The following is a 23,156-nucleotide window of genomic DNA, read 5'->3' as shown; positions in this document are numbered from 1 at the left end:
ATATCAAATGCCTTACAATTCAGCAAATAACATTCGTTTATGTCGTAAGGCATTTGCTATTATTTTATTTACTTTTTATATAGTTATCAACATCATCGCTTTAGAAAAGATAGAGTTTGATGCTACTTATAACTATGTAAAGGAGATAATTAGAGAAGAAACTTACCAAACTAAGATAGATAGCCTCATTGAAGCCGGAAGTGATACCGAGAAAGGTTGTGTGTATCTAATCATTGCCAGTAATTATAGAAAAGCGGGTAATTATTTGGCATCAGATTCGTGTTTGTTATTGGCAAAAGGATTCTTCATTGATTTAAACGCTTCTAAAGGTGTTGGCTATTGCAATTACTACCATGGCAATAATGCAGCATCAACCGAAAAACATGAAGAATCAATAGTTTATTATAAAAATGCAATTTCAGATTTCAAGCAATGTGATTTTTTTGATGGAATTGTTCTTTGTTGTTCAAAACTAGCGACTTTCTTCTCCCAAAAAAGTAATTTTATTGAAGCTCAGCAATATCTTGACCTCGGTAAGTCTTATTTAGATAAGGTAAGTCGTGAAAGTTTAAAAATATCATTTCTTCTTAATAATGCTGCCTTCTATGCTGCAAATGCAGAGGCAGATAAAGCCAAAGTTCTCTACCACTCTATTTTAAGTGACTATGAAAACAATTTATCAAAGAAAAGAAAAGCAAATATATACAACAATCTAGCATCTATATATGTCAATCTAAAACAATGGAATAAGGCCTTGAAGTATTATAATAAAAGTTTGTTCATTAAAAAAGAAGTTAATGATTCTCTAGGAGTGGTTAGAACTAAACAAAATTTATTAAGATACTATATTAATTTAAACCAACTATCAGAGGCAAGAGAAATTAATAGACAGTTAAGTACCTATTTTGAAAAAGACACATCGGATTATGATACATATGTTGATTTCTTATATAATCAAATAAAGTTTTATTCTAAAACTAACAATAGCGAAAAGACTTTACAGGCGTTAAATACCTACTTTATAGCAGAGAAACAACGAACCAACTCCGCTTTCTCAGATAAGCTTATCGAAATGCAAAAGAGCTTTGACTTAAAAGAGAAAGATCAGGAAATAGCCTTATTGCAAAAAGAAGATGACCTTAATCAAGCCCGCCTCAAGACTAAGAATATTTTAATAGCCGTAACCGGTAGTTTCTTATTGGTACTTATATTGGTTGGTTATTTAATCAATCGTCAGCGCAAGGAATTGGCACAGTCGCGCCGCAGGCTGTTGCGTCAAAAGGAGGATATTACCGGCATGAACGAGCAGCTGCGTGTATCCAACCTGGCTAAGGATCGGATCCTATCGGTCATTGGTCACGACTTACGCGGGCCAGTTGGCGGTTTAAAAGAGCTGATTGAGCTTTATATGGAGTTGCCCGAGTATGAGCCCAACGATATAAAGAACCTTTTAAAGGCAGCACGCGAATCATCCACCAGTACCTACCACCTGCTCGAAAACCTGCTGAGCTGGGCCAACTCACAGCGGGGAGACATTGTGTTTAACCCGGTAGCTACGCCATTGGCGCCACTTATTAAGCAAAGCGTGCAGCTGTTAGACCGTTCGATTAATGTGCGCAACGTTCGCTTCGAATATGACATTCCGCAAGCACTGGTGATTCAGGTGGATATGAACATGCTTCGCACCATTATCCGCAACCTGGTGTCCAACGCCCTAAAATATTCGCCCGATAATGGTTTAATCAAAATCATGGTGATTGAAGACGGCAAACAGGTTAAGTTCTGCATTTGCGACCAGGGTAAAGGTATGACAGCCGATGAAACCAAAAGTATCTTTAAAAAGAAAGAGACCTATTTTATTGGTTCTGAACTTACGGCCAAGGGCACCGGTCTGGGACTGATTCTTTGTAAGGAATTTGTGGAGCGCCATGGAGGTGCTATCTGGATTAATTCCGAAGAAGGTATCGGCACCCAGGTATGGTTTAGTATTCCGCAAAAAGGTGTTTCTACCGCTAAAGTTGGCGAGTTGCAATCTTCAGCTGCTCAATAACACGTCTTCTCATATTAAAATATTTTGTATTTTGATGCGACAAAAACAGGCTGATAGATCTTATTGGCTCAAACAGGTTTTCTTATGGCATCAAAATATGGTTACCTTCTACTGATTCTTACCTTTTGGTATATTGTTCCGGTATCGCATGCTACAGAGCAGGATTCGCTTAGCACAGTTTACCTGCAAGCTAAACAGGAAGCCGCACTATTTGTAAAAAGCTTTGGAAAGAATGTAACGTTTCAGCATCAGTTGGACTCATTAGAAGCCAAAGTACAATCGGCAGATGGTATTAGAAATGGGGCCTACTATATACAATTCGCCAAGAAATATATTAAGCACGCAGAGGTTATTGATTCCATTCTTTTGGTGGCCGAAAAGCGCTTAAGAGCCAGTAACTGTCAAAGAGGTCTCGGTGAGGCTGTTTTTTACAAGGGTGTACGGGCTCTTGATGCGCAAAAGGTGGAAGAAGCACTTGGTATATTCAAAGAGGCAGCCCATATTTTTAAATTAGCCAATAGTCCTGAAGGAGAGGTGTATTGCATCACCCGCGTGGCTAATTACTACTCCAAATCACGTAATTATCAACTAGCCGAAAAATATTATAATGAACTTTTAAAGCGAACCGAAGAGCTGGGTGATGTGAATTTATCAGAGATGGCTTATTTAAATGTGGCCAACTTTTATAATCAGCAAGGCAAAACAGATGAGGCCATTAGCTACTACTCAGTTTTGGAAAAGAGCCTGGAAAAAAGTAATAACAAAAAGCGATATAAGCCGCTCTATAATAATTTAGGCGTTATTTATATTTACAAGAAAGACTGGGCTAAGGCGAAGGAGTATCTGCATAAATCCATAGCCATTAAGCAAGAAGAGGGTGATTCGCTGGGGATTTTTTCAAGCTACCAGAACTTATTCAGAATTAGTGTGCAAACAAGGCAGCTGGATGAGGCGGCTTTTTATTCTTCTTTAATGACAGATTTGGCTCAAAAGCTGAATATCCCACCTGACCAGATGCTTGCGTTTAATTATAACAATACCCAGTACCTTATATTGGCGGGTGAGCCTGAAAACGCCCTCAGGGAATTTGACGAATATGTAGCGGTTAAAGATTCGATCAATAAAGCTGCCTTTTCTGATAAGTTGTTGCAAATTGAGCAGGATTATGAGATAGAAAAGCGTGATCAGGCCATAGCCCTGTTGCAGCAAAAAGATGAATTGCAGCAGGAAAAGCTGGGCAATCTCAAGGTGATAATTGCCATTGTTGTGGTATTTGTACTTATCCTTCTTTTCAACGGCTTCTATATGAAGCGGCAATGGATGAGGCTGAATGAGGCGGATAAACGCCTTAAAGAGAAACAACAGCAGATATTGACGATTAATAAGCGACTGGAATCATTGAATAGTTCTAAAGACCGAATATTATCGGTTATTGGGCACGATTTGAGAGGGCCGGTTGGCGGATTAAAGGAACTGGTTGAGTTATACATGGAGCTGCCTGAGCTGGAGCCGCAGGATATCACTAATTTGCTCAATACGGCACGAGAGTCGTCCAGTAGTGCTTATTATTTATTGGAGAATCTTTTAACCTGGGCCAATTCACAGCGGGGTGAAATAACATTTAAACCTCTGTTGACGCCCATTTTACCGGTTGTAACAAAAACCATTGAGCTGCTCGACCAGTCAATTAACAGCAAAGGCATTCGTTTTGACATCAATATTGAGGCCTCTTTATCGTTGAAGATTGATATCAATATGTTTCGAACAATCATTCGTAACCTGGTTTCTAACTCCATTAAGCATTCACCGCATAATAGCCTGATAGAGATTAGTGCTGAAGTTATTGAAGAAGGGGTGCAATTTTCGGTTGTTGATCAGGGGCATGGCATGACAGCCAGCGAAGTACAGCAGTTGTTTAGTAAGAAAGAAGCCTATTATATCAGTTCAGATGTGTCAGCCAAGGGCACCGGATTAGGGCTCATTTTGTGTAAGGAGTTTGTGGAGCGACATGGTGGCAATATTTGGGTGCAATCAGAAGAAGGCATTGGTACACGTGTTTACTTTGTTTTGCCGGTAGCTCAGGCTCCATTTAACCCTAAAGTTTCAAAAGAAATAGCTTACTCAAATCGATAGCTATCAATAATATGAGGCAATAAAAAGGCCTTTCATAAAGGCCTTTAATCATTTTACCACAATAACTGCTTCTCTCCATCTAATCCGGCTCTATAATAATGTTCGTCTTCTATCAGCAACAATTCGCCATTTTCTCCCTTTTTTATGGATGTGTCAGCTGCCAATATGCGCTTGTCAAACAATACCTCAATTTGTTCCATGGATGTGTGGCCCACCACTATTTGATTCGCCTCAAAATGGTTCAAAATGGAGTCGATGTGGGTATTAGTCAGAGTGGTGTCTTTAAAGTAGCCACGGTACCAGATGGGGCCATTTGAACGTGCCAGCAGCGACAAATGCTCACTAGCACGTGTACTGTCACGGTGATTATCTATTACCTGTTCTGCAAAGGTGGTATTGATAGCTTTGATGCTTAAATTATGCCTGACCATCTCCATTGATAAGCCTGCATGGTTAAATACAATATCGTTGATTTTAAGTACTACAGGGCAGGCTCTCAGCCATTCGCCCATCAGGGTTTGAGGGCCAAAAAGCTGGTCGTAGCTATGATGGCTTACTTGCTCCACCGCAGTATATTTATCATTGATGTAGCGTAAGTCGGCATTTAAAACCATTACATCATGGTTGCCCAGCAGGTAGTGTACCCTTCCGCCTGCTTGATGGGCTTGTTCGCTTAGTTTGATAATGTGCCACAAGGTTTCGGTCACTTTATCGCCCCGGTCAAAGGCATCGCCAATAATCACCAGGTGGCCTTTTTTAAAATGCCAATTGCCTGTTGCGTCGATGATGTGGTTGGCTTTAAGCAGTCTGATGAACAGATCGTACTGACCATGAATATCACTTAGTACAGCTATGTTTTCAACATTTGAAAATTGGGCGGGGACAGCTGTAAGTAAAGTAGTCAGCTCATCGATATTGAATGTATAATCCACATCGGAATTAATGCGTATATCATCGGATGCCAATAAAGTGTGGGTGTAAGCAGAGTCGTTAATGACCCATTTTACTTGGGCATCCTCCTTATTCAGGAAGATATAGGGGCCGTCGCTGATGCCGGTTGTGTTTTGCAAATTCACTTCTAATGCAGGCTTGGTAGCTTTGGGCCAGAACTTGACGGTAAGCACAATAGCTGATGCAACTATGGCTACGATGATAAGCCTAATGCGTGTTGTTTTGCTCATGGGTAAATAAATTTTTCAACTAAAATACAATCAATGTTTCAAATAGTTAAGCTTTAAAGGGCATGAAAGCTGAAGGTAGAGTGTTTGACTAACTAAAAAATGCCGAAGAAGCGCGTCACACTATTGCTTCTTCGGCATATAATCCTTGTTATGCAGGCATTAATTAACTAAACCTTTAGAAAAATATGACTCTACTGTCCACCTGTATACGGTGCATAACCCGGATTTTGCTGGTTTCTGATGTTTGGATTAGCCTCCATTTCGTTCATTGGAATGGGGTAAACCACTTGAGGCTGCGTATAATCGATATAAGCCACATCATTACTTACGTTACCTTCAGCTTCGCGTTGGAACGGAATGGCGCGGCGGAAATGATCCCAAAATGTATGTCCTTCCAACACCAGTTCTTTGCGGCGTTCTTTTAAAATATCAGCAATCAACAATTCAGTGGTTGCCGGTGCTGTGTACACAACATTGGTGCGGGCTTCATACACGTAATTCATGTATTCAGCGGCCTTTGTCATATTTGTACCTTGCTCCGCATAGGATTCGGCCAGAGTAAGATATACCTCGGGCAGGCGAACCATGTAGATGTTGTGCACCGAGTGATTGCCGTCACCAATGTATTTGCGAATACCGGTGTCGTCACCCAGTTCATTATCACAAATCAGGTACTGACGTACGTCGCCATCTACTTCGTTTAATACTTCTCTCAGGTACACATTGCCTCCGTAACCGGCGTAACCAATTTTGTCATCAGCAATTTTCCCGTCATTAGGATCGCCTGGAATATCTATGGTTGGATTACGAGTCAGATGATTGAGCGAATTAGACCCAAGATTATCGGCCAACGAATACTGAAGTTCCCAGATGCTTTCACTGTTATAAGCACTATAGTATGAAGTTGTATAGTTGTCGTAAGCTAACATAGAAGATCCACCAAGTGCTTTTTCTCCGGCAGCAATGGCATTATCCCATTGACCCATGTATAAGTAGGTACGGGCAAGTAGTGCATTAACCGCCTGATAAGAAATAGTTCCGTCACTGGCTGAGATGCCGTTTAGCAACTGAGCCGCTTCATTCAGATCACTAAGTATTTGTATATAGCAATCGATTGCTTCCTCACGTGTAGGCGGATTAATAGATGCAGCACTATTATCTTCCTGAGATAGTAATAAAGGTACTCCCCATTTGTACATATCGTTGTAGTTATCGCCACCTGCGATGGAGAAGGTGGGTGGATAAGCAAATAAACGCATTAAATCGAAGTAGGCTAATCCCCTAAGGGCCAAGGCTTCTCCCTTTAGTCGTTTAAGCTCATCGGCTTCACCTTCTGCATTATCGATATTAGATAGCATTTTGTTACAAAGGAAGATGGAGCTGTAAATTCTTTCCCAGGCAGCATCGGCATAAGCATCCAATGTGGATGATTCGCGATAGCCATTTTCCTCCTGGAAGCGGTTACCTGTATCTTCCACATAAAAATCAGGTCCTTTGGAGCCTTCGAAAGCATACATCAAACGCCCGTAATAGTCTTCATCAGATATCTCGTTATAGATACCATTTAAAGCTTGCTGAGCCCCTTCTGTATCGGTAAACATGTCAAGGTCAGGTATCGATGTAAGAGGTTCCTTGTCAAGTACATCATCGCATCCGGCGAATAGGGCCATCACTAATGTGAATATTAATATTTTATTTTTCATGTTGTTGCGTATTAAAAGTTAAGCTTTACACCAAACGTATAGGTTGTAGCGGTTGGATACTGGTCGGCATCTCTGAATCCACTTAAGGAAATTTCAGGATCAAAACCATCTAATTCTGTGGCTACCCATAAGTTTTCGGCTTGGGCAAATACACTAGCGCTGCGTAACTTCAGCTTTTGAGTGATTGACACAGGAATGGTGTATTGTAGTTTTATATTTTTCAGTTTCAGGTAGTCGCCTTTGTATACATACCTTGACGAACGATAGCGGTTCCAGGTGCCTGATGAGTTAACGCGGATAGGGTTTGTTCCACTGGTGTTGTCAGGCGTCCATCGGTCCAGCTGGCTGCGTTCGATACCTCTGTAGTCGCGGTAACCATCGTTCTTGGTGGCGGTTCTTCCGGTATAATCCATCACGTGGTGGCCCATGCCGTAGGTAAACAGGAAGCTAAGATCTATACCTTTCCAGCTGAAAGAAGATGAAATACCTCCGGTTACTTTAGGCAATGCTGTCCCTAGGATGCGGCGTTCAGCATCGTCGTAGTCTTTTACAATTATTTCATTGCCATCTTCATCACTACCATACCATTGTTGCTCACCTGTTTCAGGGTCGACACCAGCCCACTCGGGCATGTACCAGCTGTAGTAGCTTTCGCCGTTGCGCTGAATTTGAGTAGAGCCAATAATATCGTTATCCAGTCCTGAGAATCTGTTTTTAAGTGTGGCTGCGTTTACATTAATATTCCAATTGAAATCAGAATTGCGAATAATATCAGCATTCACATCCACCTCGATTCCCTGGTTAGTTAAACTGGCGTTAGAGTTGATTAGCATAGATGAGAAGCCTGCTGTTCCTGAAATAGGCAGGTCTTGCAACAGGTTCTTTGTTTCGCGGTTGTAATATTCCAGGTTAAAATTGATACGGTTAAACCAACGCGATTCAAAACCAATGTTATACACCTGGTTTTCCTCCCAAGTCAGATCGCTGTTGGCAATGCTTGGAGGTGTAGCTCCCGGGGTTTCTTTGTAGTCGTAGCCAAACGAATAAACCGATTGCCAGGCATATAATTCAGAAGGAAGCGTACCGTTGGTACCAATACTTGCTTTCAACTTCAGGTTATCGAGGAACGAAACATCGCTTAAGAATGCTTCATCAGAAATGCGCCATGCTCCGGATAATGACCAGAAGCTGCCACGACGATTTTCTGGTGAAAAACGCGATGACTCATCAGTTCTGAATGATGCTGATGCATAATATTTACCATTGTACACATAGTTAACTTGAGAAAGGATGGAGAACATGCCGTATTCATGGCCTGAACCAAAAACACTCTCGGGCGTTGCCGCAGCACTTAAATAAGGTGTTTTGTTGGTCGGGAAATTAATACCTGTTGCACCTGTATATTGGTAGCGTAAATCTTCCACTTCGGTACCGGCATAGGCGGTTATACTATGCACATCGTTAAGCGTTTTGTTGAAATTAAGCAAGGTGGTGTTACTAATTTTCCTGCTACGGGCATCGCGTTCATAAAGTGAACCGTTGTCCGACTTACCATCTCCGAAATCTTTGTTATACCAATTGCGACGACGGGCATGCGTGTAATCAAGGTTCGTCCGGCTGTTAACATTTAACCAATCGGTGAAATTCAGCTGAATCCAACCTGAAGTGATGATCTTGGTTTGAGGGCGCAGGTAATAGTTTTCATTAGCTACTGCCACTGGGTTTTGGTTATTGTTAACCCCTTTAGGCAGGCTCAGATTGTACGAGCCATCTTCGAGGTAAACCGGTGCAACGGGTGCAATGGCCAGTGCAGTATATTGTGGCATGGCATAACCATAGGCATTGGCTCGCGGTCCGCTCTGGTCGCTGTATGATACCATACTGTTAATGCCCCAATGGAATAAGGCGCCTTTGGGTTTCGATGACAGGTTAGTTCTTAGGGAGTAACGCTCCAGGCCACTACCAATAATAATACCTTCCTGATTGAAGTATTCCAATGATGCGTAGTAGTTAAAATGCGCGTTACCACCATTGGTTGATACATTGTATTTCTGGAATGGGGCCACACGGGTTACTTCATCAAACCAATTGGTATTGGACAATTTATTGTAGTCGGCACCCGGATTACCATCCTCATCAAAGAACTCGTCGTAATAATCATCGTTGTTAGGACTGTATATTGCAAAGTGACTGTTAAACTGTTCTTTGGCATAGTTCTGCCATTCGTAGAAATTGCGGCCACTCACTTCGTAACCTTCCTTATCAGCATACAAATTCTTTATCTCACTAAAGAAATCATCATAACCGGTTTTGCGTCTTACCTGATAGTGCATTTCGCCTTCCAGCCATAACTCCATAAACTCATCTTTGTTCACCAAATCGGGTTTGCTGGCATTAAATATTTGCGATACACCCATTTGTACATCAACACTGTACTGTGGTTTGTCGGTATTTCGGCCCTGCTTGGTGGTGATAACAATCACACCGTTGGCTCCCCTTGAACCATATAATGATGCAGAAGCAGCATCTTTTAAAATAGTCATCGACTTAATGTCGGAAGGGTTAATGGAGTTAAGCGGGTTGGTTGCATAGTCAGAACTTCCGGACATATTTGATACATCCATAATAACGCCATCAATTACATACAGGGGCGCATTGGAGGCATTCATTGAACTGATACCTCTTAATCGAACGGTGTTCATAGCACCTGGCTGACCAGTTCCTGTAACAATTGTACCAGGCGAGTTACCTCTTAATACATCCTGGAATGAGGCCACCGGGCGTTCCTCGATTTTTTTGGCGCTTACAACGGCTGCCGAACCGGTATAAGCTTCTTTGGTAATGGTTCCGTAACCTGTTACAACTACTTCTTCCAGTCCTATTTGTTCTTCCAGTAGTGTTATATTAACCTGTGAGCGACCGGCTATTTGTACTTCCTGATCTTCAAAACCTATGAAGGAGAACATCAGCGAGGCATCAGCATTATCAACAGTTATGGTGTAGCTGCCGTCAATGCCTGTTATTACTCCGTTTTGCGGATTGGATTTGTCATAAACATTGACACCAGGCAAAGGTTCGCCATTGGCATCTACTACCTGACCAGTTACAGTCATACGCTGTTGCACTACAGTTGTTTTGGCTGTATTGGTTACTTTGGTAATGACCACATTGTTTTCGATAATAGTAAATGTGTAGTCAGCCTCGTTAAGTACTTGAGTCAATACCTCATGAATATCCTGATTAGTAGCATTGATCGAATAAGTTTTGTTCTGATCAATCTGATCGTCCTTATACAAGAATCCTAAGTCGGTATTGGCTTCAATTTCTTTGAATATCTCAAGAAGCGTGGCATTTTTCAAACGTAATGTCAGCTTATTGTTTTGGCTGAATCCAGTTGCTGATACCGATAAGCCAAATGCGACCATCAGAACGAACATGATTTTCATGATGCGTAGAATTTTTCCAATGCCAAGGTGATCCCACCTGGGCTCTGTTTGCTTTTTTTTCATAAATTTGTGATGTTATTATTAAACATTATGAAACTGTTAGAGCAGTTTCGTAAAATCTTAAGCAGTAGCCGCTTCCACCTGGCTGCTGCTTTTTTAGTGGATCATTATTTCTTTCGTGTTTTTAGATGCGTTAATACTGTATTTAATACCTGCCGGATAGGTAATGATATCCAGCACGTTCTCAATAGAGGTGCTTTTCTGTATAACCCCTGTGAAGCGCTCCTGCTTTAGCTTATCGTCTTTAAAAGTGATGGTGACACCATACCAATTTTCCAAATCCCTGGCAATATCACCTAATGTTTTATTAACAAACTCAAACTTTTCTTCGGTCCATTTGCCTGTATAAGTAGTGTCAATAGTGTTAATCGTATAAGTGCCATCATCGATGGAATAACTCAGTTTTTGACCAGGTGCTAATACCTGGCTCAGTAGATGCGCACTATCTTTTACAGCTATTTCTCCATCAATCAGGGTCGCAGTTATTTCATTATCGTTGTTATAGTTACGTACGGTAAAACGCGTGCCTAGATCTTCGATAATTAAGTTGCGGACATTCACTATAAAGCGGCGCTTATCGTCGTGGATAATATCAAATAATGCTTCACCAGTCAGGTTTACTTCCACTGAATTATCAGCAATGCTTACTATATCAATAGAACTATTAGAGTTGAGCCAGATAATGGAACCATCAGCTAATACAAAACTGTTTATACTGCCTTGTCCGGCTTCGAAATGCATAACCTGATTAGTAATGGGCTTACTTTTATCGGAAATATGCCACAAGGCATACGAAGCAGCAAAAGCAATTATAATGGCTGCAGCATATCCTGCAAATTGCCTAAGAAATTTAGTGCCAATACTTGGTTTCTGATACCTGTTTTTGAATTGTGAATAACGTTGTTCAAGCTGCTCATCAGAAAATTGCGGCTGGCTACCAGAAAGGGACCATGTTCTTTTCAGGTCTTTATAAGTTGTCAACAGTTCGGGTGATTGCACGATTTCGTCCCAAACCTGCTTTTCTTTGTCGGTCGGCAGCTGTTTGGTTATCAGCTGCCAAATGGTGTTTTTATCCATTGTGTTTCTCTTCTTCGTTAACTAAGACAGGTAGCGGATTAAATACCCTACATTCTACTACAAATTTAACTGATGATTTCTTCAAATGAGCATCTATGTGGTTGTAATCGTTTGTTGTTCAGGTATGCACTGTTACTGTAATTAGCAAATTCTACTGTATTTTAGTAAAGTTTCCATTTTATTTATGCGAATTTTTTTACCAATAAAGTCAATAATCCGGATGTCTTTGAATTCAGCTAACATCCGTACAGCAGACTCTGGTGCCGCACCAATCAGACCTGCAAAGTCTTTTCGTGAGATAGATATATTAAGAAGGCGGTCCTCGTCTAATCCAAATGTGTTTTTAAGGTATAGCAAACCAATGGCTACCCTGCCTCTAATCTGTTTTTGAGTAAGGTTAACAATAGAATGTTGTGTTTGATCTAATTCGCCGCATGCATGCCTAATCAGCTTTAGCCAAACTTGCGAATTGGAGTACAAAATATTTAGTAAGCAGTCCTTATTAATAAGTCCAATCTTGGCTTTAGTGATGGTTTTTGTAGTAGTGCAGGCTAGTTCGTTGGTCATCATTGAGCGGAAACCTACAATTTCGCCTGCTTTGGCATAGCGAATAATTACATTTCTTCCCCTGGGACCCATTTTTGATTGTTGTATAATGCCATCTAATAACAATGTTAAACTGCTTATGTGGCAATGTTCTTCATATAAAGTTGTATTTACATTTACTTCTCTGCAAATTATATTCTCGGTCAAGTAATCTAATTCTTCCGTTGTTAATGAATTAAAGATATTAAATGACTGAAGTGCAGTTGCTGTTACATTCATGTGTTTCATCTCATTTACAGTTCATTGAAAAACAAGTTAAGGAATGGCTTCATCTTAATATTAAGACAGGTAAACCAAATAATACCCTATATTGAGGCTTTAACTATAAATTGACTAGAGTAAACCCAGCAGAATGCACAAGGGAAGATAATCTTTCAGATGAATACGCAGATGTTTAAGTGCACGGGTAATGTTTGCTTCCACGGCCTTGGTTGAGATATTCAGGCTATTGGCTATTTCTTTATTTTTTAGATTTTTGAATCGGCTCATTTCAAATACGCGCCGGCACTGTTCAGGCATTTGTTCCAGTGCTTTGTATAGCAACCGTTCAATTTCATCGAATGTTACTTCAGAAATTTCCATATGCCCCAGGATATCTATATCTATTTTATACTGATGAAGCTGGTGGTTATTGTAGTTTAATTTATGAGATTCTTTTTCCAGGTGATTCAGGCACTTATTTTTAAGGGTGGTGTAAAGCCATGCTTTAATAGAACCGGGAGTGTTACCTGAAAGGTTTTCTTTGTACATCCATAAAGCCAGAAAGGTTTCCTGTACCAGGTTCTCTGCGTCGGCATTTTTATTAATGTATTGGTTGGCAAAAAAATAGAGCGAGCTATAAAATGCATTATACACTTGTTCGAAAGTTGCTTCGTGCCCCGATTTTAAGAGGCTCATATCTATATCAAGCGAATACTGCATTTCAGATACTTTCCTTTTTGGATTCTATGTAGATGGATGAAATATTTTGAAAGACGTAAAAATAAACAGCGCAATTGAAAATGCAAATTATGAGATATGTCAATTTTAATTACTTCTGTTGTTTTTTCTTATTCTTTTGGTCAATTGAACCTGAAATATTAGCAGATTATCATTAATTTTAGGTGCAACACACGTACCTTAAATATTACAGTGATGAAAAATAAATCAGAACTGATCGATAGTATCATTAAGCTATTAAATGATAACCTAAGTGTTTATATTCAGCGAGGTAGTAATCGAATAGTCGCTTTCCCCGAAACTGAGGAGAAGATAGACTTCATGGATTTTGATGATCAGGATTATGAGTTGCTGTATGCTGAAATAGAAGAAAATCCGGATAACTATTTTAAAATTGAACCTCTTACATCCCGCGAATTATTTAACCTGATGATGGACTTTGCGACAGAGCAGGAAAGGGTTGACAGCGTTAGGTTGGTGAAGGCCTTGCGCACCCGCACGCCTATTGAGCAGTTTCAGGTTGAAATACGGAAAATAGGAAGTGACATGCAAGCTGCATGGCAAACTTATTACAATGATCAATTGCGGACCATCTTACGAGGAAGGTTTTGTAAAGCGCGTATACATATGATATCCGAAAATTGCAATTAATATTACATTGGCTTTCGAAAGAAAATAATACGAAAGAATACAATATTAAACCGTAAGAATACGACAGCTTTCTGTTTTAAGTGTATATTTGCCACATCAATAAACTAAAACAAAACTATTGAATATGGCAAGTACTAATACTCATGACCAGAAAAGCTTTCTGGTCCCTATAACGATTATTGGGCTAATGTTCTTTGCAATCGGGTTTGCATTGGGCATTAACAGTTATTTAATTCCTTTATTAAACTCGGCTCTTGAGATCAGCTCCACAGAATCTTACCTGGTTCTGGCTGCCACTTTCTCGGCCTTCCTGTTGTTTGGCTATCCGGCATCTTTGGTAATTGGTAAGATTGGTTATAAAAATACCATGGCATTATCTTTCTTAATGTTTGCAGTGGGTTTCTACCTGTTTATTCCATCTGCTAACAATGAGAGCTTAGCGTTATTCCTTGTGGCTTCTTTTATCAGTGGTATGGGAAATACTTTTCTGCAAGCTTCCGTAAATCCTTATATTACCATACTTGGTCCTATCGAGAGTGCTGCTAAACGCATGAGTATAATGGGTATAGCCAATAAGCTGGCCTGGCCAATCGCTCCTTTGTTTTTGGCGCTTGTTATAGGAAAGGAAGTAGATATGGTGCAGTTGACGGATATCAACTTACCATTTATGATCATCATTGGTGTATTCCTGCTTTTAGGCCTATTGGCACTATTAGCTCCACTGCCGGAGGTAAAAGCAGCTGGTGAAGATGATGAAAATGGTGAAGATTGTCCGTATGCAGCCAGCAAATCTTCTGTTTGGCAGTTTCCACACCTCTTATTGGGCGTTCTGGCTCTGTTTTTATATGTTGGGGTAGAAACCATATCACTGGGTACACTGGTCGATTACGCTACTACACTTGGCCTGGCAAATGCCGAATATTATGCATGGATTGCACCAATTGGAATGGTCATTGGATATATTTGCGGAGCTCTGTTAATTCCTAAGTATATTAGTCAGGATAAGGCTTTGCGCATTTGTGCCTACCTGGCCTTGTTTGGGTCAGTGATGACCGTAGTGGTGCCCGAACAGTACTCCATTTATTTTATTGCTTTTATGGCATTGGGATGCTCGTTAATGTGGCCGGCTCTATGGCCCCTGGCGATGACTGAGTTGGGTAAATTTACCAAGGCGGGATCTTCATTGATGGTTATTGCCATTGTTGGTGGTGCTTTGATACCAACAGCTTTTGCCTCGTTGAAAGATGTATTTGGCGCTCAAAATGCTTATATGATTTGCATCCCTTGCTTTTTATTCATTTTGTACTATGGCATAAAAGGACATAAAATCAGAACATAGATTAATACAAGCTAATGTATATGGAAGGGTGTTCGTAAGAGCACCCTTTTCTGTTAACGATAACTGTTCATTAGTTGGATAGCCTGACTTCTGTAGGATGTTCCAAACAAATTCAAGTGGTTGAGTACATGATACAGGAGGTAGATGTTTTCGCGGTACTGATAGCCTTCTTTCAGTGGATAAGTATTGAAATAGCTGTTATAGAACTCAACACTAAAACCTCCGAATAGTTTCGTCATAGCCAGGTCCGCTTCCCGGTGTCCGTAATAGACGGCCGGATCAATTAATACTGGTTCACCGTTGGGGCCAACCATGTAATTGTCTGCCCATAAATCACCGTGCAAAAGACATGGCTTTTCCTCGCTGCCATCAAGTATTGCAGGCAACCTTTTTTCGATGATATGGAATCCATCTCTCACATGTTTATCTGCATAGCCGTTTTGTTCGGCCAATTGATATTGATAGAGCAAGCGGTGATTGAAATAAAACTCCATCCAGCTTGTAGATGCCTTGTTTATTTGAGGCGTTGAACCAATGTAGTTATCTTCAAAAAAACCAAATTGATCATTGGTGTATTGGTGGAGGTGGGCAAATGCCACACCAAATGTATTAAAGAAGCTATTTTCTTTATTACCTGTTTCTATGGCTTCAAGTAACAGAAAGTTATTAGCTACCAGAATAATCTCCGGTACAGCAAAAGCCTTCGCTTTGCGGAGCTCAATCAGGCCATTGGCTTCTTTTTGAAACATGCTGCCTTCAAAGCCTTGCTTTAAAAAGTAGTTGCGACCGTCATTGGTTTGAATAATCGAAGTTTGGGCAATGCAACCACCACCAGTTGTTTGTTGACTGGTGATGCTGCACTGTAATTGATCTTCTATTTGTTGAATAATTGAATTATTCATGGCTTTGAATATGTTCCAATAAACCTTCGCAGGCATCTTCAAGCAAGTCAAGCACCAGCTCAAAACCGGCTGCTCCGCCGTAATAAGGATCAGGGACAGAATCGTGTTGATGCCGTGTGCAATAATCGGTCATTTTACTAATCTTCTTTGCCTGTTGCTTGTTGGGCGCTAACTGGTGCAGATCATCAATATTTTGGTCGTCCATACCAATTATATAGTCAAAGTGCTCGAAATCAGCAGGACTCTTAACCTGCCGGCTAATGCTTGTCAGATGAATATCTCTGTTGAGTGCATGCCTTTGCATCCGTTGATCAGCGGGTTCGCCAGCATGGTATCCTGTGATGCCAGCCGAATCAATCTCGAAAAGTTCTTCTATTCCTTTGGCTTTAATCAAGCTGTTCATTACCGCTTCAGCGCTCGGGCTCCGACATATGTTACCCAGACAAACAAAGAGTATCTTGGTCCTATCCATTAGAAAGTTAATTTGAATTAAAAAAGTGAATTTGCAACAAACAATATAAACAAACCAATAAACTTGTTGTTTTTCTTAGTGAAAAGTGATTTTTTTACGCTTCCTTTTGAATTAATGGGAATCGACTATTAAAATAGAATTGCCTGGACAATTAATATAAAGTAATGAACTTTCAATATGAGAAATTTTAAAACAGCCTTTGTAGCCCTGTTGGTATTGGTTTGTTTCACAGCTAATGCTCAGGAAGATTATAAAGATCTTCATGCTAAATATGAGTATACCATTGAGAATACTCATGAAGTTTTAACCATTAACTACGATGATATCCGCTTTAAAAAGCGCCCAAAAAATATTATTCTTTTTATAGGTGATGGCATGGGCGTATCTCAGGTTTTTGGCGGAATTACAGCTAACAACGGTTTAAATATGGAATTAATGCCATATGTTGGGTTCAGTAAAACACAAAGTGCAGATAACTATGTGACAGATTCTGCTGCCGGTGGTACCGCATTGTCGACCGGTACAAGAACCTATAACGGCGCCATTGGGGTGGATGTTAATGGTGAAAATCTCACTACAATCCTTGAGTATTCTGAAAGGAATGGTAAAGCAACCGGATTAGTTTCAACATCGGCAATTACGCATGCTACACCTGCTTCTTTTATTGCACATCAGCCAAAGAGAAGTATGTATGAGGAGATTGCTGCTGACTTTTTAAATACCGATATTGATGTATTTATAGGAGGTGGTGCTGATTTCTTTACCAAGCGTACCGATGGAAGAAACCTGGTGCTTGAATTAAACCAAAAAGGCTACAGGGTAGGTTATAATGTTGAAGAGGTGGATGAGTTCACAAGTGGTAAGCTGGCAGTGCTAACAGCTGTTGGTCATAACGCAGGGTATCGCGATAGAGGCGAAATGCTTACAAAGTCAACAGCTAAGGCTATCGAGGTACTTGATAATGCAGATGGTAAAGGTTTCTTCCTGATGGTGGAAGGCAGCCAGATTGACTGGGGAGGTCACCAGAATGATGCTTCCTATGTCACCGGAGAAGTGCTGGATATGGATAAAGCACTAGCTGAAGCGCTTAAGTTTGCGATGGAAGATAGACGGACTTTAGTAATTGTAACTGCTGACCATGAAACAGGCGGTATGTCGGTATTAAATGGCGATCCTAAAAAAGGACATGTTAAAACCGCTTTTACAACCGGTGATCATAGTCCTGTGATGGTGCCAGTTTTTGCTTTTGGCGCCGGGGCTGAGCAGTTTTCAGGAGTGTATAATAATACAGAGATTTTTGAGAAAATGTATAAGCTCTTTAAGTTTAAAGAAGCCGATAAAGACTAGTTTTTACTAGCTAATAAAATAGAAAGGTGCCCGATGAGGCACCTTTTTTTATGCCCATCTTAATTGTTAAAAAATGTTGCCTGTTAGAATAAATTTCTATTTTTACACAGGCAATAAAGTTTAAAAGTGAATCAAACCATAGGACCTCAAATCAATAACGGCAATATTGAGAGGCATAAGGACGTGTATGAGTATTTGTTTAATACCTATTACTCGCGCCTATGCGCATATGCCTTGCGCTACGTTGAACGAAAAGAGTATGCCGAAGATGTTGTGTCGGATACATTTTATAAGATGTGGCAGAAAGGTGATATTTCTATAAAAACATCACTACAGGGCTATCTTTTTCAGGCAGTTTATAACAACTGCATGTATTTCATTCGTCAGCAGAATAGCCAACAACAGAAACATCAGGAAATTCAAAAGGAATTTGAGAATGCTACCTCAGGTAAGTTATTAGATGGATTTACCGAAGAGGATAGTTTGATACTAAAAGAGATTGAGGAGGCTATCGAAACAGCCATCAACAACTTGCCTCAGCAGGCGAGAACTATATTTATTCTCAAGCGTCACGAAGGATTGAAAAACAAGGAAATAGCCAAACAGCTGGATATTTCGGTTAAAACAGTGGAGATGCATATGACCCGGGCACTTGCTTATCTGCGAGATGAGTTGAAGGGGTATTGTCCCGTTATTGTTGCTTTGTATCTGTCAGTAATTCAATAGGCTAATATTTTATCTCAAAAAAAATAAAGAAACGTACAGGGTTTTTGTGTGCTGGTGCATCATATAATAAAAGGCACACTCAATGGACCATCATTATAAAGAATCATTAGCTATAAAGTACTTATCTGGTGAGGCAAGTATTGCTGAGCTTGAAGAGCTTAAAGCATTGCTGAAGAGTGATGCTGCTTTTAAAAAGCAGTTTGTGGAGTTGCGTGATATATGGAATGTGGCTCATCCAAATGAATTCAATAATCATAAGGCCTTTTTAAGATTCCAGGACCGCATCAAGCAGTCCGAAATCAGGGAGAAAAAGTCGACGTCTTTCCAATGGCTGAAGTATGCCGCAGTTGCTGCTCTTATCGCTATTTCATTATTAGTGGGTAAAGTGTTTTTAACCGAACAACAAGAGGAATTAAAATACTACACCTTTCAAACCAAAGCTGGTGAACGACAACAAGTTCAATTGCCAGATGGTACTATCGTTTGGTTAAGTGGTCAGACGGAGCTCACCTATAGTTCTGAATTTAATGACCTAAACAGAACAGTCCGTTTAAACGGCGACGCTTTTTTTGATGTCAGGCATAATGCCCGTAAACCTTTTGAAGTGTTATCGGGCAATCATGTGGTAAAGGTATTGGGAACGCGTTTTAGGTTGGAAGCGCGTGCCGATGCTTCCATAGTAACAACAGTGCTGGAAGAAGGTAAAGTACAAATAACCATACCCGAGCGACAGCTAAGGTGCGTTTTATTGCCAGGGCAAAAATCGGTTTATGACAAAAGGCTTAAAGAACTGAGAAAAAGGATTGAGCCAGATATAGAGAAATATACGGCCATTACTCGCGGACAGTTGGTATTTAAAGACGAACCGTTGCATGTATTGGCACAACGTCTGGAAAACTGGTATGGTGTTACAATCACTGTTGATGCAGCCATTCAAGACTTGCGATTCACCGGCACATTCGAAAAAGAAAGTATTGAGGATGTTCTGAACATTCTTTCAATGTCGAATGGCATAAAATATATGCGAACTAATGGAACTATTAATATAACCCTTAATTAGATAAGACCTATGTAGTGAAAACTAAAAACCGGAAAGTGCTGCCACACCATCCGGTCTTATTAAAAGTTAAAATCCTGTTTAAGTTTAACCTAAACATTACAAATCTATGAAATTAAAATTGGATCGTCATGCCATTTTCGAAAAGAGTGGTATGATAAAACTGTACCGAATTATGAGACTTACATGCCTACTGCTTGTCATTGGTTTACTGCAAGTTTCGGCTAGTGGTTTTTCGCAAAAGAAAACCATTACCATTTCTTCAGCAAAAATTGAATTAGCTCAGCTTTTCAAAGAGGTTGAAAATAAGACTGAGTATAAATTCTTCTTTAATAATGATGATGTAGATGCCAGCCTGACCACCAAAGTCAATGCTGCAGATGCCGATGTTTATCATGTGCTCGATGAGGCTTTTAAAGACTTGCCATACGCCTATAAAGTGTTGGATAATAATCTGATATTTGTACATAGCCTTAATAAAAATCACGAATCTGTACAGCAGACAATTCGCGTAACAGGGAAGGTGACCGACGAACTGGGAGAGCCTTTACCAGGGGTAAATGTTTTCGAAAAAACCTCACCCACAAATGGTGTGATCACCGGCTTTGATGGCACTTATAGTATTGAATTATCTAATCCTGATGCGATAATTGTCTTTTCATACATTGGCTTTGAAAAGCAGGAAGTTAATGCAGCAGGGCGAACAAGCCTGAATATTACGCTGGTAACTGAAAGTGAGCAGCTGGATGATGTAGTGGTAGTTGGATACGGCGTTCAGCGTCGCGAAGCCTTAACCAGTTCAGTTTCCACAGTTAAAGGCGATGAGCTCCAACGTGTTTCTACCTCGAGCTTCGATAAAGCGCTTCAGGGTAACACAGCTGGTGTGGTGGTGAGCAGTGCTGTGGGTAACCCAGGTAGTTATGCCGAAGTTGTCATCAGGGGAAGTGGTAGTATTAATGCCTCCAATTCACCGCTATACATTGTAGATGGTGTGCCGGTGTTAACTGGCCGTGTTGGTGACTGGGCTGATGATAGCCGCTCTAACTTTTTGAGCTCGTTGAACAGTAACGATATCGAAAACGTGACGATTATGAAAGATGCTGCTGCTACAGCTATCTATGGTTCGCGTGCAAGTAATGGCGTTATCATCATCACCACAAAAAGTGGTAAAAGTGGCAAAACAAAGGTGAATGTTAATGTAGAGAAAGGTGTATCAACATTGACTAATGCCAAAAACAAGAATGCCAATAGCGAAGATTTGGTTCAATACTTTCAGGATGCTTCCAGAAATGCCGGCGAGCGCTTTGATCCTGATGGCAATTATGCCGATTGGTATGATCCAATGGTAGAGGAGGGACTCTATTTCCCCAATTCACTTGCCGATACCAATTTTGACTGGTGGGATGCGTATACTCAAGCAGGTTCGTATGATAATTACAATGTTAGCTTAAGCGGTGGAAATGAGAAAACTGACTTCTTTGTTAGTGCCGGTTACCTAAATCAGGAAGGTACTGTGGTGGGCACTAATTTCGACCGCTTTAGTGGGCGTGTAAACCTAAATCATCGCTTAAATAAATTCCTCAAGTTTGGGAATAACATTCAGGTGAGCCGCAGCAAACAAAATTATGTGATGGATGGCTGGGCTTGGGCCAACCCGGTGGCAGCTTCCTTCTGGACTTTACCATTTTATTCGTCGCACACTGAGGATGGCGAATTTAATCATGATCTTGGCGGTTCTAATGGTAACTACAACACCCTGCATATTATTGATGTTAATTCAATGCAGAACCGCACCGTAAGTATCGTTAACTCAACCTATGTAGAACTTGATATTACTGATAATATCAAGGCTAAAAGTGTATTTGGTCTGGATTGGAAAGATGTTGATGATGACCAGTATTTTGATCCATCGGCCGCCAATGCTATCGATTGGGGAGGCGGTTACTATGCTGTTAATAATAAGTATTACAAGTGGAATATTAGTAATACCTTAACTTATAGTAAAGTGTTTAATGGCGCACATAGCCTGAATGTGATGCTTGGGCAGGAAGCACGCGAATATAGCAACTGGTGGGTGTATGCCGGCGGAACAAAAATAGATCCGGATATTCCAAACCTTGACGGAACTTCTGATGAGCAGGAAGTTGGAGGTTCACGCATTGAAAATTCGGGTATCTCATACTTTTCAAATGCGTCGTATAGCTTCGACAGTAAGTACTACGTAAGTGCCAGTATTCGCCGTGATGCCAGTAGTAAATTTGGAGCTGATAATAAATGGGCTACCTTCTCATCTTTCTCGTTAGGATATACCTTATCCAATGAAGATTTCTTTAATGTATCATGGATTAATAACCTGAAATTAAGAGCATCATATGGTGAGACAGGTAATAGTGGTATTAGCAGTTATGCCAGTAAAGGTTTATACCAGGCCGACAAATATAACTCGGGCTTAGCACTTTACCCTAAGCAAATTGAAAACACCAATCTGCGATGGGAGAGTGCCAAAACCACTAACATAGGTGTTGACCTGGGTTTGTTTAATAGAATTTCAGGTACTATTGAATACTATTGGAGAAATACCAACGATCTGTTGTTGAATGAAGAAATATCGCAAACATCAGGTCAGTCATCTATCCTTGTGAATAGCGGTGAAATTTTGAATAAAGGTTTAGAGGTAGCGCTTAGCTCTATCAATTTCAATGGCAATTTTAAATGGACAACTGACCTTAATTTCACATTGCCATCCAGCGAGATTATCAGCCTTGGCGAAGGAATGGAAGAAATGAATAATGGTTCGTTTCAGAAGCGACGCGTGGGAGGTAAGTACACCGAATGGAACCTGTTTCAATATGCCGGGGTAAATCCTGATAATGGTATGGCCTGGTGGTACGATGAGAATGGGAACAAGACTGAAAACTATGGAGAGGCAGCGCGCGACTATTGCGGAAGTCCAGAGCCGGACATTTATGGTAGTTTGACTAATACATTAAGCTTTAAAGGCATCGAATTGAGCTTTATGTTTTACGGTGTAACGGGTAATGAGGTGATGTTCTCGGAAAGGGTTTACCGCGAGCACGATGGTTCGGATGTGGGAACGCGCAGTTCAGGACCTGTGACGGCTTATGTAGCTAATAACTACTGGAAAACACCCGGACAGGTGACTGATGTGCCAAAACCAATCGCCTATAACGATACGCAAAGTAATGAGTGGGTTAGCTCAAGGTGGCTGGAAGATGGCTCATACCTGAGACTAAAAACGTTACGATTAGGCTATACCATTCCTAAAAACTGGATACAGAAGGCTCATATACAAAATGCCAATATCTACTTTCAGGCCACCAACCTGATGACATGGTCCAATGTAAGCGGTCTCGATCCGGAAGTGGGCATCAATGGCTACTCGTATAACGCTGTGCCAAACCCGCGTACATTTATTTTTGGAGTTAATTTAGATTTTTAATCTAGCA

At 40.6% G+C, this 23,156-nt stretch carries 16 protein-coding genes; 8 read left to right on the top strand and 8 right to left on the bottom strand.

The window, feature by feature from the left end:
• The first annotated feature begins 7 nt into the window (after window positions 1-7).
• Window positions 8-2,050 carry an ATP-binding protein gene (locus KEM09_RS18125; RefSeq protein WP_212230460.1) on the top strand — a complete coding sequence of 681 codons (2,043 nt, stop codon included), beginning with the start codon at window positions 8-10 and terminating at the stop codon, window positions 2,048-2,050.
• 84 nt (window positions 2,051-2,134) lie between these two features.
• Window positions 2,135-4,183, top strand: coding sequence for a tetratricopeptide repeat-containing sensor histidine kinase (locus tag KEM09_RS18120; protein ID WP_212230459.1), 2,049 nt, complete (start codon window positions 2,135-2,137; stop codon window positions 4,181-4,183).
• A 53-nt stretch (window positions 4,184-4,236) separates the two neighbouring features.
• Here KEM09_RS18120 and KEM09_RS18115 read toward each other — a convergent pair whose 3' ends face one another.
• The 6 genes from KEM09_RS18115 to KEM09_RS18090 all read right to left on the bottom strand — a co-directional run bounded on the left by KEM09_RS18115 (window position 4,237) and on the right by KEM09_RS18090 (window position 13,177).
• Window positions 4,237-5,364, bottom strand: a complete 1,128-nt coding sequence (locus KEM09_RS18115) for a metallophosphoesterase family protein (RefSeq protein WP_212230458.1) — start codon at window positions 5,362-5,364, stop codon at window positions 4,237-4,239.
• A gap of 191 nt (window positions 5,365-5,555) precedes the next feature.
• A complete protein-coding gene (locus KEM09_RS18110; protein ID WP_212230456.1) occupies window positions 5,556-7,067 on the bottom strand; it encodes a RagB/SusD family nutrient uptake outer membrane protein in 1,512 nt (503 codons plus the stop codon).
• Window positions 7,068-7,078: 11 nt separating this feature from the next.
• Window positions 7,079-10,576 carry a TonB-dependent receptor gene (locus tag KEM09_RS18105; protein WP_212230454.1) on the bottom strand — a complete coding sequence of 1,166 codons (3,498 nt, stop codon included), beginning with the start codon at window positions 10,574-10,576 and terminating at the stop codon, window positions 7,079-7,081.
• Window positions 10,577-10,669: 93 nt separating this feature from the next.
• Window positions 10,670-11,650, bottom strand: coding sequence for a FecR family protein (locus tag KEM09_RS18100; protein ID WP_212230453.1), 981 nt, complete (start codon window positions 11,648-11,650; stop codon window positions 10,670-10,672).
• A gap of 141 nt (window positions 11,651-11,791) precedes the next feature.
• Window positions 11,792-12,475 (bottom strand): Crp/Fnr family transcriptional regulator, encoded by a 684-nt coding sequence (locus KEM09_RS18095; RefSeq protein WP_212230452.1) that lies wholly within the window; start codon window positions 12,473-12,475, stop codon window positions 11,792-11,794.
• A gap of 114 nt (window positions 12,476-12,589) precedes the next feature.
• The gene (locus KEM09_RS18090; RefSeq protein ID WP_212230451.1) at window positions 12,590-13,177 is read right to left on the bottom strand and encodes an RNA polymerase sigma-70 factor; all 588 of its coding nucleotides are present in this window, start codon (window positions 13,175-13,177) and stop codon (window positions 12,590-12,592) included.
• A 213-nt stretch (window positions 13,178-13,390) separates the two neighbouring features.
• On the opposite strand from KEM09_RS18090, the gene KEM09_RS18085 reads away from it, so the two are divergent.
• Both KEM09_RS18085 and gluP read left to right on the top strand, forming a co-directional pair.
• Complete coding sequence (locus tag KEM09_RS18085) at window positions 13,391-13,846, top strand: UPF0158 family protein (protein ID WP_212230450.1); 456 nt, start codon at window positions 13,391-13,393, stop codon at window positions 13,844-13,846.
• A 124-nt stretch (window positions 13,847-13,970) separates the two neighbouring features.
• On the top strand, window positions 13,971-15,185 hold the full coding sequence (gluP, locus tag KEM09_RS18080) for a glucose/galactose MFS transporter (protein ID WP_212230449.1): 1,215 nt from the start codon (window positions 13,971-13,973) through the stop codon (window positions 15,183-15,185).
• Window positions 15,186-15,238: 53 nt separating this feature from the next.
• Here the strand turns inward: gluP and KEM09_RS18075 are convergent, their stop codons facing one another.
• Window positions 15,239-16,087 (bottom strand): fructosamine kinase family protein, encoded by an 849-nt coding sequence (locus tag KEM09_RS18075; RefSeq protein ID WP_212230448.1) that lies wholly within the window; start codon window positions 16,085-16,087, stop codon window positions 15,239-15,241.
• The gene (locus KEM09_RS18070) at window positions 16,080-16,559 is read right to left on the bottom strand and encodes a low molecular weight protein-tyrosine-phosphatase (RefSeq protein ID WP_212230447.1); all 480 of its coding nucleotides are present in this window, start codon (window positions 16,557-16,559) and stop codon (window positions 16,080-16,082) included. Before KEM09_RS18070 ends, KEM09_RS18075 begins: the two co-directional genes overlap by 8 nt.
• Before the next feature lie 177 nt (window positions 16,560-16,736).
• Between KEM09_RS18070 and KEM09_RS18065 the strand changes: the two genes are divergently transcribed.
• The 4 genes from KEM09_RS18065 to KEM09_RS18050 all read left to right on the top strand — a co-directional run bounded on the left by KEM09_RS18065 (window position 16,737) and on the right by KEM09_RS18050 (window position 23,149).
• Window positions 16,737-17,906, top strand: a complete 1,170-nt coding sequence (locus KEM09_RS18065) for an alkaline phosphatase (protein WP_212230445.1) — start codon at window positions 16,737-16,739, stop codon at window positions 17,904-17,906.
• A gap of 126 nt (window positions 17,907-18,032) precedes the next feature.
• The gene (locus KEM09_RS18060) at window positions 18,033-18,632 is read left to right on the top strand and encodes an RNA polymerase sigma-70 factor (RefSeq protein ID WP_212230443.1); all 600 of its coding nucleotides are present in this window, start codon (window positions 18,033-18,035) and stop codon (window positions 18,630-18,632) included.
• Window positions 18,633-18,714: 82 nt separating this feature from the next.
• A complete protein-coding gene (locus tag KEM09_RS18055; RefSeq protein WP_212230441.1) occupies window positions 18,715-19,692 on the top strand; it encodes a FecR family protein in 978 nt (325 codons plus the stop codon).
• Between the two features lie 106 nt (window positions 19,693-19,798).
• Window positions 19,799-23,149, top strand: a complete 3,351-nt coding sequence (locus KEM09_RS18050; RefSeq protein WP_212230439.1) for a SusC/RagA family TonB-linked outer membrane protein — start codon at window positions 19,799-19,801, stop codon at window positions 23,147-23,149.
• Window positions 23,150-23,156: the final 7 nt, after the last annotated feature.

The sequence above is a fragment of the Carboxylicivirga mesophila genome (genome assembly GCF_018271975.1).
Lineage (GTDB): Bacteria > Bacteroidota > Bacteroidia > Bacteroidales > Marinilabiliaceae > Carboxylicivirga > Carboxylicivirga mesophila.
This window is presented reverse-complemented; position numbering and strand designations above follow the sequence as displayed.

Coding starts and splice junctions, on each gene's coding strand:
- KEM09_RS18125 (WP_212230460.1), top strand. CDS start 8: ATGCCTTACAATTCAGCAAATAACATTCGTTTATGTCGTAAGGCATTT.
- KEM09_RS18120 (WP_212230459.1), top strand. CDS start 2,135: ATGGCATCAAAATATGGTTACCTTCTACTGATTCTTACCTTTTGGTAT.
- KEM09_RS18115 (WP_212230458.1), bottom strand. CDS start 5,364: ATGAGCAAAACAACACGCATTAGGCTTATCATCGTAGCCATAGTTGCA.
- KEM09_RS18110 (WP_212230456.1), bottom strand. CDS start 7,067: ATGAAAAATAAAATATTAATATTCACATTAGTGATGGCCCTATTCGCC.
- KEM09_RS18105 (WP_212230454.1), bottom strand. CDS start 10,576: ATGAAAAAAAAGCAAACAGAGCCCAGGTGGGATCACCTTGGCATTGGA.
- KEM09_RS18100 (WP_212230453.1), bottom strand. CDS start 11,650: ATGGATAAAAACACCATTTGGCAGCTGATAACCAAACAGCTGCCGACC.
- KEM09_RS18095 (WP_212230452.1), bottom strand. CDS start 12,475: ATGAATGTAACAGCAACTGCACTTCAGTCATTTAATATCTTTAATTCA.
- KEM09_RS18090 (WP_212230451.1), bottom strand. CDS start 13,177: ATGCAGTATTCGCTTGATATAGATATGAGCCTCTTAAAATCGGGGCAC.
- KEM09_RS18085 (WP_212230450.1), top strand. CDS start 13,391: ATGAAAAATAAATCAGAACTGATCGATAGTATCATTAAGCTATTAAAT.
- gluP (WP_212230449.1), top strand. CDS start 13,971: ATGGCAAGTACTAATACTCATGACCAGAAAAGCTTTCTGGTCCCTATA.
- KEM09_RS18075 (WP_212230448.1), bottom strand. CDS start 16,087: ATGAATAATTCAATTATTCAACAAATAGAAGATCAATTACAGTGCAGC.
- KEM09_RS18070 (WP_212230447.1), bottom strand. CDS start 16,559: ATGGATAGGACCAAGATACTCTTTGTTTGTCTGGGTAACATATGTCGG.
- KEM09_RS18065 (WP_212230445.1), top strand. CDS start 16,737: ATGAGAAATTTTAAAACAGCCTTTGTAGCCCTGTTGGTATTGGTTTGT.
- KEM09_RS18055 (WP_212230441.1), top strand. CDS start 18,715: ATGGACCATCATTATAAAGAATCATTAGCTATAAAGTACTTATCTGGT.
- KEM09_RS18050 (WP_212230439.1), top strand. CDS start 19,799: ATGAAATTAAAATTGGATCGTCATGCCATTTTCGAAAAGAGTGGTATG.